We start from the raw sequence: 15136 nt of genomic DNA, 5'->3' as shown, positions 1-15136 counted from the left end.
TTTTTTAAAATTTTTTCAAAAATATTTTAACATGTCACAAATTTATGACAAGTACCCAGGGTAAAATATCATATACTCTGCACATAACAAAGAGATAACAACATCAGCACCTGAAAAGGAGGAAGATAAAATGACTTACATAAATGAAATAATGGACATGATCGACGGAAGAGAAGCAAGAAAGTTCTGGTATGAAACTCAGCTTGCAATGAAGCTCGAAGGCGGCGAGTACGACCACGCCATCGATAACGAAATATGGCTTGGAAAGTATTTAAGATGCCTCTGCGACTGATTTGTGATGAATCATTGAATAATAAGACAGTTATTAGTTGACAGCGTAGGATAATATAATAAAATATAAGTAGGGAATTCCCTACTTATCCTACTGAAAGGAGGCGAGTATAATGGCTGATACTTTCATTGAAAACGCAAAAGTCATGTCAAAGGGTCAGGTCACCATACCAAAGGATGTGCGAGAAAGATTAGGCATATCCAGCGGTGACAGAGTAACCTTTATTGTTGATGGCAAAAATGTGCGTATCGTTAATTCCGCTGTTTATGCAATGGAAGTTCTTCAAAAAGAAATGAAAGGCGCAGCTAAAGAAGCCAATCTCGAAACCGAAGATGCTGTCATGGCTCTTATTAAAGAAATAAGAAATGAGGGCTAAGTTATGAAAATATAGTTGAATGATTTGTGACTGTTTTGAAACTGTCTTTTAGTCCTGATTTGCTGTATACTGTACAGGACAGTAATTTTACAGCAAAACAATGATGCCGGGAGGGCAACAAACAAAATGATAATTGAAAAGAAAGAAAGTCTCAAAATCGATTTAGATAAGATGCCGGAGGAGTTTAAGCCGATGGCAATGCAGGCGCAGCGTTTTCTGGAAGTGAGAAACCTGTACCATGCAGCCATCAAAGAGGTAAGTACTAAACTTGAAATCCTCGATGATGAATTTCATGTAAATCACGATTATAACCCTATACATCACATGGAATGCCGTGTTAAGTCCATAAAAAGCATTTTCGACAAGATAATACGAAAGGGCTACGATATGGAAGACGATGCCTTTACTAAAATCATGGACATCGCCGGTATCCGTGTAATTTGTAAATACTCTCAGGATATCTACAGAGTGAGAGATATGCTCCTTAAGCAAAACGATATTGAGCTTATAAAGGAAAAGGACTATATCCAAAACCCTAAGGAAAGCGGCTACCGAAGCCTGCACATAGTAGTGCTTGTGCCGGTGTTCCTTTCCGACAGAGTGGAAAAGGTTCCTGTGGAAGTGCAGATTCGTACCGTTGTAATGGACACCTGGGCAAGCCTTGAGCACGAACTTAAATATAAGAGAAACGGCCAGCCTTTAAGTGAGGATGCCATCGAAAACCTCAAGCACTGTGCCGCCCAGATGAATCTAATTGACGAGATGATGGAAAGAATACATAACAGTGAAAAAGCTGTAGACGAAGACGACAAATAAACAATTACTATACAATAAATTTGGGGATACTTCTTGTAAGTATCCCCATTATTTTGAAACTATATTTTCATCAATTTTTTAAACAACCTATTGGAATTTGGTAAATTCCATCTTTTCTCCTATATCCGTATGGATTATTCCCCGTTATTATCATTTTGAATGTCGGAGGATTATATCCCTTTTCTGTTATCAGTTTTTCTAACTTGTTTAAAGCTTCCGCACCTTCTTCGACAGCTTTTGTTCCACCTAACTTTATTTCTATCAAGGCATATTGTCCATTTCTCAAGGTCAACACCGCATCACATTCCAAACCGTATTTATCTCTGTATTTGTACAGAGAACCGTTTAGTCCATCTGCATACACGCGCAAATCTCGTATGCACATATTTTCAAAAAAGAAACCCATGGTATTTAAGTCATTGGCAAGGTTGCCAGGTCCCAAGTTTAGTGCCGCCACTGCTATTGATGGGTCCACAAAATATCTTGTAGGAGAAGTCCTTATCGCATTTTTAGATCTTATATTTGGATTCCAGCCTGATAATTCTTCTACTACAAATATTTTCTTTAATGTTTCAATATATGATCGCACAGTATTTATGTCCAATTCCTGTTCATCCACAATTTTCATATCTGCTCTTATATTAGTCAAAGTAGACTGACTTCCTATCATTCTCGCATATGACCTTAATAGCAAATCTACATTTTGTGGATTCCTTAAAACACCATCAGCTCTTGATAAATCCGAATTAACTATACCATCGTAATAAGCATAAGCATTCATAAGAGCGTCTTCTTTTGTCTGTTGCATTGCCATAGGCCAACCGCCCCTGCAAATCAGATAACTTATATCATCAAAATCAAGTTTATTTTTGACAGTATCGTTAAATTCTCCCAAAAACAGAGCTTCCAACGAGACTTCTCCAGTAGAATCTCCTGATTCATAAAGAGACATAGGACGCATTGTCATTCTCCAAATTCTGCCTGTTCCTGTGTGAGCTGTCGATTTTAACATTGGCACTGCTGACCCTGTAAGTATAAACTGACCAGGTGCATTACGCATATCCACTTCAAAACGCACAGCATCCCACAATTCAGGAGCCACCTGCCATTCATCCAAAAGTCTTGGTGTATCGCCCTCCAATAACAACTTAGGGCCTATATCCGCCATTTGATTTATCATCGCCGCATTGCTACTATCCTGCATAAATAAGATACTATTGGCTTGTTGCATAGCAGTTGTGGTTTTTCCACACCATTTCGGTCCCTCTATCAATACTGCTCCAATTGCTCCCAATCTTTTTCTTAGTATTTCATCAGCAATTCTCTTTTTATATTCACTCATAATATTTCTCCAAATGTTAACAGCCTATTACGAGCTATATTATACCATAAAACACTGTCGATTTATCTATTATTAGGTGATTTGTCTCAAAATCATTAGAGGATTTGTCCGTATTTTATTATACGATTTGTCTCAAAATTATTAGAGGATTTGTCCATAGTTTAAAATTTAACCGCAAATTCCGTACCCGACAATCCCCTAGGTCCCGCTGCATTGTCGCTTTTTACAATGATTTCAGCCCCGTGAGTATCAGCTATGGTCTTAGCAATGGCAAGGCCTAAACCGTAGCCGGTGCTATCCTCGTGACGGGTTCTTGCGCTGTCCGCCCTGTAAAACCTGTCAAAGAGATGCTCCATATCCTTTGCAGATATCGGCTTGCCGGTATTTTTAACGGAAAGCACCAAATCCGCTGTCAATGAAATTTCAACAATAGGTCGCATATCTGCCGGAGGCTCTGCATACTTTATGGCATTATCCACCAATATATGAATAAGCTGCTTCATCTGAGTAGGGTCCGCTTCAACTACAACGCCATCATCAGCGTGGCCTGTTAGCTCTATCCCCTTCTCATATGCCAAAGGCTCGAAATTAAGAAGATCCGTTTCCACAAGTTCTGTCATATCAACCTTTTCCTTTGATACAAGCATTTCAGCGCTATCGCTTTTGGCAAGAAAAAGCATTTCCTCAACCAGCTTTTTCATGTGCCCGGCTTCCTCTATGGTGCTGTCCACCCATTGGCTTTCCTCAGCGATTGTAGAGTCCTGTCTGTTTTTTAAAATGCCGCCGTTGGCAAGGATAACCGTAATCGGTGTTTTAAGCTCATGACTGGCATTGGCGATAAACTGCTTCTGCCTGTCCCAGCTTTGCTGTATCGGCGCAATCGCCTGTTTTGCAATATATCTGCTTATTAAAAACACCACCACCATGGCTGCCAGCAACACCACCAGGGAAGTGAGTATAGTTCTATGCATTACAGAAAGCATACGGGAAGCATCCACAAAAACCACCACGGCACTTCCATCGGAAAGATATGTCTTCTGATAGATAAGCTCCCGAGTGCCCTTGAGCATTCCCCTGTCGCTGTCCTCATTTAGACTTTCCTTTATGGCAAATTTCAGTTCGCTTCCGCCCAAGGTCGCGCCTCTGGTGTACAGCTGCTTTACATTTCCATCTGCATCAGCCAATGCCACCACAGATGTGAGAAAGCCAAACTGTCCCTCATCGTAATCTCCGCTGGTCAGCGGCGCCTGCAGCGTTCTGTTTATCTCCTTCATCTGCATGCTGTATGTGTTGACGCAAAATACAACCAGCACAATCAGCAAAAGCGCTCCTACCAACACCATATTTGTCAGTATAAATCGGTTTCGCAGGGTTTTTAACATAGCCTGTACCCCACTTTCCTTATGGCATCTATTCCCGTTTCAGAGCCGATGTGTCTCAGCTTTTTTCTGAGAAAGGAAATGTATGCTTCCACATTGTTATCGGTAGCTTCGCTGTCGTATCCCCAAACTCTGACAATCAAGTCCTCCTTTGAGAAAGTGCCATCGGGATTTGACATAAAAAGTTTCATTATTTCAAACTCTTTAAAATTAAGCCTCACCTTTTTTTCGCCGCAAGAAAGCTCCCCTGTGGAAAGGTCAAGCCTGATGTCTCCAAATGTCAGATCGTCAATTACAACTTCTCCCTTTCTCCTGGTCACAGACCTTATGCGTGCCAAAAGTTCCTTTGGTTCAAAGGGCTTTGTCATATAATCGTCGGCTCCACGATCAAGTCCAGAAATCTTGTCATCAATACTATCCCTTGCGGTAAGCATCAGGATAGGAGTCGTTATTTTTTCGTTTCTTAGCTTTTTAACAACTTCAAAACCGTCCATGCCCGGAAGCATGACATCTAAAACTATGGCATCATACATGCCTGTCACTGCATAGTCGTAGCCATCCTTTCCGTCATAGACGGTATCTACCATATATTTTTCTGCCTCAAGTATCGCTCTCAATGCCTGAGCCAGCCTTTTTTCATCTTCTACTACAAGTATCCTCATCGGCTTCCTCTCCGTTTTGGTCAAACTTTGCTTTCTTTACATTCTTTTTTCACATTATACTACATATACCGGAACTAGTAGCCAAATAAAGCTGCCAATATCTCCATAAGAGCCATGGTCGTCTGTCTATCTTCTGTGTATATCATAATTTACACATCCTTTCTTATTTCACATTTCATATACAATTTTTTATTTCTCTATTTCTTATCACATCTACATCCTAACCCACCGTCCTTAAATAAGCCTTAAACATAAAAAAGACACTTAAAAACATTAAAAAGGCCCGCCGATTAAAGCGAGCCTTTCGTTTCCCTAATGTAATTATGTTGTTGTCAGCTATTGCTATTCCTGCTTGCCATCTACCAGCTTTCCGATAGGTGCCGCTACGGCTCCCATTATCCAGCCCAGTACGAGGCCCATTGTAAGTGTCAGGATTACCCATGGCCATTCGGCTATTCCCTGAGAAAATATCGCTGCAAAGCCTCCGAACATCATCGGTCCGTGGGAAAGAACTCCCTTCGCTACATTTTCAGTAAATATTCCCAGATGCACGAAACATGCTATAAGTACCACAACTGTTACAATGATAAGCATATTTGCATCTGCACTTGCAAAGAATCCGAGGCCGAGAAGCCAGAGAGTTAAGCATCCCCAGCCGACGCCGCTGCATGCACAGAGGAAATACTTAGGCATTTCCTTAAGAACAGCTCCTCCACAGAAGTAGATTGGAAGAGAGATAAATCCTATCCACATGTAGTTTTGAACATGTGGTATATGTGAACAGATTACACAGTAGATACCGTCCAGCAAACCGAGAACGATACACCATACAAATGTTGCTTTTTTACTCATTAAACTCACCTCTCATTGTCTTAGATCACCGCAATCCTTCTGCAGACTTTAATCTATTTTGGGCAGATTGCGATGCACCTTGCGGAAAATCCCGCACCGTCCTTTACCTTAGGAAATCCGCAGAAGATAAGGGCTCCAACCGGCGGAACCTCCGAAAGGTCCTTCATCAGCTCAATCTGATATCTCTGCTGATCCAGAATATATGTTTCGCACACATATCCGTGGGCCACCGAGTCAACGGCAGCATCCGTGTCGGAAGTTTCATGGCCTATGGCAGATACATTTCTTTCCTCCACAAGGAACTTTACTGCATCAAGTCCCCAGCCCGGATAATGCTTATTGCCTTCTGCATCGTAATTGTCCTTATCCTCTCTGTGGGACCAGTCCGTTCTGATTGCCACAAAGGCTTTTTCCGGAATCTGTCCGTATTCTGCTTCAAAGGCTTTAATGTCTTCCACAGTCACCGCATAGTCCACATTGTCTTTTACTTTGTCGGTTACATCCACCACTGCCAGTGGCAAAATCATTTCTTCAACATCAATTTCGTGAAGTCCCTTTCTGCCCGGTACAAAGTGCAGCGGTGCATCCACATGGGTGCCGTACTGGCTCACCACATTAAACTGATGGACTCTAAAGCCGTCACTGTAATCGAATAAGGTACTCATTTCCATTGCAGGAAAGCCCGACCAGTGTGGTGTTTCCGGTGAAAATTCATGGGAAAGGTCTACGAATTTGCAGTTTTTCTTCATGTCTTCCATCATATTCCATAAGCTTTTATCCATATCAGTCTCCCTCCTTCTGTCTGTTATTTCCGTAAGTTATAACTTATATAAAGCGCGTTCCGTAATAAAAAACTTTTTCCTAATTTTAATATATGATAATATTTATATTAAATAAAGTGACAGTTTTTGTTGCGTAAGATGACATTTTGTCACCTTTCTTGTGGATAACTCATCAATACAGGAGGGATATATATGACTGACCTTTCTCCATATAAGATATTTGAAGCAGTGGCTGCAACGGGCAGCATGGCAAAGGCCGCTGACATGCTAAACTTGACGCCTTCCGCCGTGAGCCATGCCATATCAAGGCTTGAACAGGATTTTGGCTTTCCTCTTTTTGTGCGAGAAAAGAAGGGCTGTTACCTTACACCCTACGGCGACAATCTACTGCCTAACATAAGGCAAATTTTGCAACTTCAAAATAAGCTGGATTTTGAAGTGGGACTTATGCGAAATGTAGTCAAGGGAAATGTCAACCTGGGCATATTTAACAGCGTTGTCTATCATCTGCTGGGCCCAGAGCTGAGCAGGCTTTCGGAGCAGTATCCTGATTTGCGTATAAACCTGTATCAGGGCGGTTATTCAGACTGTCTTGATCTGCTGCTGCGCCACAAGCTGGATATTTCCTTCGTGCATCCGCCAATCCCGGAAACCGTCCACTATGTGCCCCTGATCAAAGACCCTTTGGTATGTATCACCCCAAGGGATTACCACATAAAGGGTTCTGTTGTTTCCGCAGAGGAGCTTAAGGATATGCACCTTATCCAATCCGATGACGGATACATCTACGACCTTAAGGGCTTCTTTGCTAAAAACAGCTTAAATGTGTCATCAAGGCATTCCATGATAGATGACAGCGCCATTATCGCTTTGGTGGGTTACGGCTACGGCTGCAGTATACTTCCGAAGATGATTGTGGACGGCTTGCCCGGAGATGTTAATATCTATCCTATTGAAAACAATCCAACCCGTACCATCGGCATAGCCACTCACCCGACGAAGTTTATAACGCCGGCCACCAAGCTTTTGTACCGTATCATCTGCGAAAAGGTAAGGGAAGTCTATCCGGACAGCTGCCTTATATAGCATAGTCAGTATGACCAGTATAGCCAGTATAACTAGCATTTCCATAGAAAAACCTCCCGCGTCAGGACGGTACAATGTCTTAGACGCAGGAGGTCTTCCCAAATAGTTTATGTGAGAGTTGTTTCTGGATTACTGAAGTCTTTCAACCAAAGCCCAAAGAGCCTTGGCGCTGTTGAAGTTTTCCGGAACGATATCCGGTGCACTGATTTCCACATCAAATTCATCGTTGATTTCACCTACGATAGCCAGTATGGAAAATGAATCCAAAAGCCCATCGTCAATGAGAGTTTCGCAGTTTTCAAAATCCACATCCGGTTTTACATTTTCAAGTATTTCAATAAGTCTTTCCATTTTACATTTCCTCCTGTTTTTAATTCTTTCTTAATTTCTACAACTCTTTCTTAACTTTTTAAACTCATACAACTATTTTTCATCTATTGCTATCGGCGATCCGCCGTTTAGCACATTAGTTTCAAAGCTTTCCCTCATTAAGACAAAGCCTTGCTCTCTACTGTATAGCCATACCCTTGGAATGTCCCTGCTTAAAAACAGCGCCGGAGTTTCCGTCATGGAATAGGCTCCCGTGTTCATAAATTCAAATATATCTCCCTTTTCCGGGAAGGCTACAGGCATATCCTTTACAAGATTGTCGTTGATTGTGCAAAGGGCTCCGCAAAGGTTGATCCTTTCATTGCAATCTGCATCTCCGTCGTACACTCTGCCATCTTTCTTATGCTGCCTGTAGTATGGCAGCTTCATGGCCATCATCTGTCCGAAGTAATTTACCTGATGCATTCCGCCATCGGCGATACAAAAGTGCTTGCCGTTGTTTACCTTCTCGTCCACCACGGAAGTGTAATATCTTCCGCATGAAGCGGCGATAAATCTTCCTATTTCCAGGGTCACTTTGCCTTGATATCTCATGTCTTCAAGAAGCTTTGCAAAATCCGTAAGCAGCTGGTCTTCATTAAAGGGTTCTTTTGCTTTGCCCTTGGCAGCATCTTTAGCTATTTTTTCCGGTCTTTCCCTAAAGTATTCAAAGTAAAAGCCCGTTCCGAATTCCAAAAGCTGAGTCTCAAAGCCGTAATCTTCCTTAAGGCTTTCTATTAGGCTGTCGCAGTATTCCAGCTCTTCCCTGTAAATATTCATATTGTGCCGCTGAGTTCCGGAAAAATGCTGTATACCTAAAATATTAAGTCCCTTGTATTTTTCACGGTCAGCTATCAGTCTGCGAAGGACGCTTTCGTCCATGCCGAACTGATTTCCTGTGGTTATTCTGAGGATAATATCCACAACTATGCCGCAGCTTTCCGCTTCACGGTTTACCAGCTTAAACTGATTTTCGGATTCAGCTGTATATAGGATTTTATTGCCATACTCGGCGATTATCCTTGTGGTATCTTCCTCCTCCTTAAAGACTCCGGAAAGCACTACCTTTCCTATATCAGCTCCGGCTCTTTCGCATATCTTAAACTCCCCCGGAGAACAAACCTCGTAATGGTCCGTATGCTCGTCAATGGCTCCCACCACAAATGGATTTGCCTTCATAGCATAGCATATGTCAACTGGGCGGCTGCCGGTGTTCAGCCTTTCCTTTATATATACCAACCTGTTTTTTATAACATCCAGGTTAAAGACGTATGCCGGCGTTCCTATGCTATTTACGATCTCCTCATAGGTAGGATTAAAGTCTGTATTTACTGTATTTACTGTATTTACTTTATTCACAGCTCTCACTTCCTTTTCTTTTGCCTTCTTATCTCATTTCTTATTTTCTATTTCATTTATCTGCTATTTATCTGCCGCCTTTAGCGCTGAGCATTTCCTTGAGAACGCCTCTGTCTATTTTGCCGTTTTTGTTTAAAGGAAATTCATCGATTTGCTTAAGCATATTAGGCACCATGAAATCCGGAAGCCACTTCTTAAGTTCCTTTACTATCTCCGCCCTTTGGATTTCACCTTTGTAAAAAGCTATAATCCTGTTGTTTTCAAAGAGGCAGCACACCCTAACCATCTGAGGTATCTTGTACATGGCGTTTTCGATTTCACCAAGCTCGATTCTGTGGCCCATATGCTTTATCTGAAAGTCCTTTCTGGAAGCAAAGCACAGTCTGCCCTGCTTATCGTAATATCCCAGATCGCCAGTTCTGTAGATTATCTCCCTATATTTTTTGTTTAGAGGATTTTGACAGAAGGCTTTTTTAGTCTGCTCGTCGTTGTTGTAATATCCCAGAGAAACGCAGTTTCCGCTTACGCAGATTTCACCAAGTGTACTTTTTGCACCATCATCCGGCTTATTTTCACTTTCATTTGTACCTGGAAGCACAGGCCTATCCTCCTCATCCAGGAGAAATACCCTTTCATTTTCAAAGGCTTCTCCGATTGGAATAACATCGCCATCCTGGTACTCCTCATCTATTACATGGTATGCACAGTTGCATGTGATTTCCGTAGGACCGTAAAGGTTTACATATGTAGCATCCGGCAGATATTTTTTCCATATGTTAAGGTGTTTTACCGGCATAACCTCTCCGGAAAACATAACCTTTTTAAGGCTAGTTGGTACGCGATAGTCAAAGCCCTTTAGTGTGCTTATAATGCACACCGCAGAAACCGCCCAGATTATGGTAGTCACCTTTCTCTCGCACAGGAAGTCTATGAGCTTTGCCGGCATGGAAAAATACTGCTTAGGTATAACCTGCACCGTAGCTCCGGTGCTTATGCCGGAAAAAATGTCTTTAATTGACACATCAAAATCCCAAGGCGCCTGGTTGCCTATTACATCCTCTGCCGTTATATTAAAGGTCTTTGTAAAGGTGCCCATAAAGTCTATAAGGTTGCGGTGGCTTACAACTACGCCCTTTGGCACTCCCGTGGAGCCGGAAGTAAATATTCCGTACAGCGGGTCGCTGTCGATATGCTTTTTCCTTACGGGAGCAAGTATTTCGTCAATTTCATCTTCGCTGATGCCCGCTTCCTTATCAAAGTCCTCAAACATCAGGATTTTACCTTCAAAGCTCATGGCGTGAAGGACTCCTGCGTTTGCTATGTCCGTTACAACGGTATCCGTTTCCAGAGTGGACAGGATATGTTCTAGCCTTGCCTTAGGCTGCTTTAAATCCATCATCACATAAAAGCATCCAGCATAAATCACCCCAAAGAATAGGCTTATGGCATCAACGCCCTTTTCCATAAAGATTGGAACCGGTGAGTTTTTGTCAAACTCCCTTGCCAGCCTTGCTCCTATTCTGCGAGATCTTGCCAAAAGGCCGCTGTAGGTTATCTCTTTTTCGAGATCTGCAAAGGCTATCTTTTCCGGATACTTTGCTGCTGTATTTTCCAGGTATTCAAGTACGTTATACATGCTTTCCTCCTTTTCACATTAGTGAGAACTGCTTCCGGATTTTGCATCTGGGTTTGCTCCGGATTTTAAATCAAAATCCGAATGGCTGCCACTGTCGTGGCTGCTTCCGGTGCTCTCACGATCCTCGGTGTCTTCTCCCGACTTTTTGACTATCTTTGATTTCATATCAAGCCACTTTTCATATTTGTCTATAGTGCCGTCCATAATGTGGTCTATGGCTTTGTAGGTGTAGTAATATCCGCTATTACCCTTTTCCTTTATAACCTTGTCCGCCCAAGCGTAAAACTGAGTATACACATCGTAGTTTTCGTTCCAGCGTTCCACCAGTTCGTCAGAATACTCCCTGTGGTTTTTTACATACTTAGGCACAATGTTTTCATAAAAGTATTTTGAAATCTTTTGCTGCCCGTAGATATTTGGATGGGCAGCGTTGTAAAAGTCATGCTGCTGATCGAGGCCTATGCTGCCAACCAGCTTATCAAAATCGTATACATCGTAGCCGTAGGATTTAACCTTCTTTATGGCCGTGTTTATCTTTTCCTTACTGCCAAGCATCTCCTTATCGTAAAATCTCGGCATATTCACAAAGATTACATTTTTTATATCTTCGCCTTTGAGATATTCCAAAAGGTCAGTTAAATCCTTGTCCGCTTCCTTATCTAGCTTTCTCTCCTTGTTGTAATTTGATATATCAACGATATCTCGCTTTTTATCAGTGCTGGCATTTCCCTGAACGCCGCTGATGGTAAGGAACCTCTGGTCCTTTTTCGCTTTAAATTCCTTCCAGGAAAGCTGCAGGCATTCAGTCAGTCTTGCTACATTGTCGTGGTAGTTTAATATCTTCCAGCGAAAGTTAATCCTGTCCTTTTCGGGAATCCATTCCTCTATGGCCTCTTCCCGTAGCTGCGAATAAGGCATATTATCAAGCCACATTCTGGTATAACCCTCATGGGTGGACCTTTCATCGTCGTACATAGCTCCGTTTAGGGAAATAACCATCAGCTTCGGATTTTGAGTTTCCATGGCCGCCTTAACTTCACTTTTTGCAAGTCTCATGGGAGCTCCCGCCGTTGCCAAGTTGTAGCTTGTAATACCGTAGTTATGCCAGATGTACTCCGGAGAAAATCCCGTATATATCTCGCTGGCGCCGATGTTTACCACATCGATGGCATTTTCATCTTCCATAAAGAAATACTTTACCCTCAGCTCATGGCTGCTGAACTGATGTACCGACAGGAATGATACGAAGGCCACGGAAAGGGCTAAAAGCAGACAAATTGCCGTTATTTCGATTTTATGATGTCTCTTTAATTTACTCATATGCTGCGCCTCCTTTCCTAAAATCCCATATACACAAACTGGCTCTGGTCAAAGCCCGGCCCGTAAATGCCAAGGCCCACGATAAACAGAAAGCCGATAAAGTATATGGCGTATCGGAGGATAAAGCTGCGCCTTTCCAGCCAGCCCCTCACAAACATATGCTCCTGCATCACATCCGCCACAAAGAGTATCAGTATGGATGCCGGTATAACGAAGGCATCTGCCACCACCAGCCCCATGGAAAGGTATTCCTGGACATAGTTTTGCGGAAGCTGCCAAAAATGCATTGACTTTGCAAAGATGTTCCACGCATCGGTCATGGTATCTGCCCTAAATATTATGCAGGCAACGCAGGTAAACCAAAATGTTCTTATTATCTGCCAAAGCTGCCACGGCTTAGACTTTACATTTATATGTAGGGCCCTGTTCATTCCCTCAAACACAGGCTTTAACAGTCCTGATATTGCAATCAAGACGCCGTAGTAAAGTCCCCATATGATGTAATTCCATGCAGAACCGTGCCACACGCCAACCAGGAAAAACACAAGTATGTTACCCAGGGCTATTGGAAGTGTTCCGCCCAGATGCTTGCCAAGGCCAATCTTGCCTTCCTTAGGCTCCTTGGAATGTTCCTTTATCCATTTGCTCATGTTCCTGACCCTGCCGCTTAGGGAGAAAGGATAAAACACATAGTCCTTCATCCACGTACCGAGGGTCATATGCCATCTGCGCCAAAACTCAGGCAGCGTCCTTGAGAAATATGGCCGCTTGAAGTTTTCCGCCATATTGATTCCCATACACTGGGCCGCCCCTCTTGCGATGTCGATACAGCCGGAAAAGTCAGTATAGTCCTGTATTGCATAGAGAAATACGCACAGGGCGACAACGCTTCCGGACATCTGATCGTATCCGCCGTCACCGAACATGTGATTTGCCGCTATGGCCACGCGGTCTGCTATAACCAGCTTTTTAAAATAGCCCCATATCATCAGCTGAATGCCGTATTTAATCTGCTGAGCATCGGCCTTTCTTTCCTGATAGAGCTGAGGCGCCAGATCACCAAACCTTCCGATAGGGCCCTGCAGTATCTGTGGGAAGAATGAGACAAACAGCGCCACCTTTGCGATGTTTCTTTCCGCCCTCACCTTTTTCCAGTAGACATCTATCACATAGGACATTGTCTGGAAGGTGTAAAAGGATATCCCCAGGGGAAGTATCAGATTGAGTCTCGGTATCTGTCCGCCGTCGGTCAGTGGACTGATGATGTGGTTTAAATTTTCCGTAAAAAAGTTAAGGTATTTTAGAAAAAACAATATCCCGAAATTCACAACTAAAATGGTTATGAGAATTCTCTTTCGCTTTTGCTTTTCCCTGGCCTTAAAGTCCTTTTTAATTTCTTTTGTAAAGATTTCTTTGTTTTCTTTTAGAACTTCGCTTTCCCTCACATGGTTTTTGTCAATCATCAGAGCTCCGTACCAGGATGTCACCGTGGTAATGAGCATAAAGATGACGAACTTAGGTCCTGCGTAAAGGTAAAAGAAGTAGCTAGACATCAGCAGAAATACCCACTGAAATCGCTTTGGCACTAAATAGTAAAGCACCAGCACCGCCACAAAGAATCCGATAAAGGTCAACGTATTAAACGTCATTACTAACTCTCACACTCCTTTGTCATTCTTTCTCGCTTATTCACTTTGACTGTCACTTAAATTTTATTGGCGAAATAGTGGGTAAGTAAAGCAACATACCCTTTACATGGGCGCAACGATGCGTTGCTTTAGTATAAAAGTGTGATTTTTATAAGTTGAAATTGTATAATTGTGTGATTTTTAACTGCTTAATGGGTTTTTGAGGCTGTTTTTCGAGCATTTGTGTAATCTTTGATATTTTGGGTGGGATTTTCGCTCTGATTTGCAAATGATCTATTTGGGGCCTTTAATTTCCATTTAATTTGCCTTTAGAGTATCTTCAATTTACCTGTGCAACGATACGTTGACATGATGTAAAGGAACCATTGCTTTACCGAGGGAGATTTTTAATTCATACTGGAATCAGAAAAGAAAGAGAAAAAATAGAACAAGAGAAAGCTAGATAGTAGAAAGGAGTTTTTACACATGTCATACTTTTTTGAAGGGTGGCTGCTTGCAGCATACATAATAATCGCCCTAATTATTACAGCAAAAGCCATTTACAAAAATGAACATCCCATTACACGGAGCATCTGCTTTGTAGGATTCTTTATATATCTTTACTTTCTCATAGATTTAACGCAATTCCCGATATATGTAAGTCCTTCCATGGCAGAAGAACTTGGCGGAAATATCTTTAACAGCTTAAATCTGATTCCCTTTAAAGATATATTTAATATGAGCGGCTTTTATAATATTGTTGCTACGATTCCGTTGGGAGTGCTGATACCGTTGATTACACAAAGGATATGGTCTTTTGAATCAATTTCGCTAATGGGAATATGCACAGGATTACTGCTTGAAGGCTTACAGCTGTGTCAGCTGTTTATAATCGGTTACACCCTGCGCATAGTCGATGATAATGATGTCATCTGTAATGGGCTCGGTGTGATTATTGGATATATAGTTTTTAAAGCAGGTTATACTCTATTGTCTTCATTAGCAAATAAAACCTTATCGAATTTCATTACTGATTATTTTAGAAGCTAGGCTTATGGAATACCGCTAAAATTATTAAGAAAGGAATAAAGTAGACTTATGAAAAGAAATGCACTTCAAAAGATAAGATATTATTTGTTCTGGGTTATTAAGATAACAACGCCTATACTCATATTATGGTGGGTTATCAGTATAATATGGTCTTTGATCCAAGGGGAAAATCCGTTTTATTTTGGCT

General features: G+C 42.0%; 15 protein-coding genes. 5 read left to right on the top strand and 10 right to left on the bottom strand.

Features of this window, described 5'->3' with window-relative positions; genetic code table 11:
• The first annotated feature begins 130 nt into the window (after positions 1-130).
• The 3 genes from INF20_RS00500 (at position 131) to INF20_RS00490 (ending at position 1484) form a co-directional block, all read left to right on the top strand.
• Complete coding sequence (locus INF20_RS00500) at positions 131-292, top strand: hypothetical protein (protein ID WP_226384436.1); 162 nt, start codon at positions 131-133, stop codon at positions 290-292.
• Between the two features lie 112 nt (positions 293-404).
• Positions 405-668 (top strand): AbrB/MazE/SpoVT family DNA-binding domain-containing protein, encoded by a 264-nt coding sequence (locus INF20_RS00495; RefSeq protein ID WP_226384435.1) that lies wholly within the window; start codon positions 405-407, stop codon positions 666-668.
• Between the two features lie 126 nt (positions 669-794).
• Positions 795-1484, top strand: coding sequence for a GTP pyrophosphokinase (locus tag INF20_RS00490; protein ID WP_404812901.1), 690 nt, complete (start codon positions 795-797; stop codon positions 1482-1484).
• 70 nt (positions 1485-1554) lie between these two features.
• Here the strand turns inward: INF20_RS00490 and INF20_RS00485 are convergent, their stop codons facing one another.
• From INF20_RS00485 to INF20_RS00465, 5 genes are all read right to left on the bottom strand, one after another.
• Positions 1555-2826, bottom strand: a complete 1272-nt coding sequence (locus INF20_RS00485) for an ATP-binding protein (RefSeq protein WP_226384434.1) — start codon at positions 2824-2826, stop codon at positions 1555-1557.
• Positions 2827-2987: 161 nt separating this feature from the next.
• Positions 2988-4208, bottom strand: coding sequence for a sensor histidine kinase (locus INF20_RS00480; RefSeq protein WP_226384433.1), 1221 nt, complete (start codon positions 4206-4208; stop codon positions 2988-2990).
• Positions 4202-4867 (bottom strand): response regulator transcription factor, encoded by a 666-nt coding sequence (locus tag INF20_RS00475; RefSeq protein ID WP_226384432.1) that lies wholly within the window; start codon positions 4865-4867, stop codon positions 4202-4204. The genes INF20_RS00480 and INF20_RS00475 overlap by 7 nt, the downstream gene beginning before the upstream one ends.
• Positions 4868-5209: 342 nt before the next feature.
• Positions 5210-5719, bottom strand: a complete 510-nt coding sequence (locus tag INF20_RS00470; protein WP_226384431.1) for a DUF1097 domain-containing protein — start codon at positions 5717-5719, stop codon at positions 5210-5212.
• Positions 5720-5772: 53 nt separating this feature from the next.
• Positions 5773-6501, bottom strand: coding sequence for a cyclase family protein (locus tag INF20_RS00465; RefSeq protein WP_226384430.1), 729 nt, complete (start codon positions 6499-6501; stop codon positions 5773-5775).
• Between the two features lie 192 nt (positions 6502-6693).
• On the opposite strand from INF20_RS00465, the gene INF20_RS00460 reads away from it, so the two are divergent.
• Positions 6694-7587 (top strand): LysR family transcriptional regulator, encoded by an 894-nt coding sequence (locus tag INF20_RS00460; RefSeq protein WP_226384429.1) that lies wholly within the window; start codon positions 6694-6696, stop codon positions 7585-7587.
• A gap of 129 nt (positions 7588-7716) precedes the next feature.
• On the opposite strand, the gene INF20_RS00455 is transcribed toward INF20_RS00460, so the two are convergent.
• The 5 genes from INF20_RS00455 to INF20_RS00435 all read right to left on the bottom strand — a co-directional run bounded on the left by INF20_RS00455 (position 7717) and on the right by INF20_RS00435 (position 13920).
• The gene (locus INF20_RS00455; protein WP_226384428.1) at positions 7717-7938 is read right to left on the bottom strand and encodes a phosphopantetheine-binding protein; all 222 of its coding nucleotides are present in this window, start codon (positions 7936-7938) and stop codon (positions 7717-7719) included.
• Positions 7939-8010: 72 nt separating this feature from the next.
• The gene (locus tag INF20_RS00450) at positions 8011-9315 is read right to left on the bottom strand and encodes an alanine racemase (protein ID WP_226384427.1); all 1305 of its coding nucleotides are present in this window, start codon (positions 9313-9315) and stop codon (positions 8011-8013) included.
• A gap of 67 nt (positions 9316-9382) precedes the next feature.
• On the bottom strand, positions 9383-10951 hold the full coding sequence (locus tag INF20_RS00445; RefSeq protein ID WP_226384426.1) for an amino acid adenylation domain-containing protein: 1569 nt from the start codon (positions 10949-10951) through the stop codon (positions 9383-9385).
• An 18-nt stretch (positions 10952-10969) separates the two neighbouring features.
• Entirely contained in the window at positions 10970-12271 is a 1302-nt protein-coding gene (locus INF20_RS00440; protein WP_226384425.1) for a hypothetical protein, read from the bottom strand.
• A gap of 17 nt (positions 12272-12288) precedes the next feature.
• The gene (locus tag INF20_RS00435) at positions 12289-13920 is read right to left on the bottom strand and encodes an MBOAT family O-acyltransferase (protein ID WP_226384424.1); all 1632 of its coding nucleotides are present in this window, start codon (positions 13918-13920) and stop codon (positions 12289-12291) included.
• A gap of 465 nt (positions 13921-14385) precedes the next feature.
• Between INF20_RS00435 and INF20_RS00430 the strand changes: the two genes are divergently transcribed.
• Positions 14386-14949 (top strand): VanZ family protein, encoded by a 564-nt coding sequence (locus tag INF20_RS00430; RefSeq protein ID WP_226384423.1) that lies wholly within the window; start codon positions 14386-14388, stop codon positions 14947-14949.
• Positions 14950-15136: the final 187 nt, after the last annotated feature.

Source organism: Gallibacter intestinalis, assembly GCF_014982745.1.
Taxonomy (GTDB): Bacteria; Bacillota; Clostridia; order Peptostreptococcales; family Anaerovoracaceae; genus Gallibacter; species Gallibacter intestinalis.
This window is presented reverse-complemented; position numbering and strand designations above follow the sequence as displayed.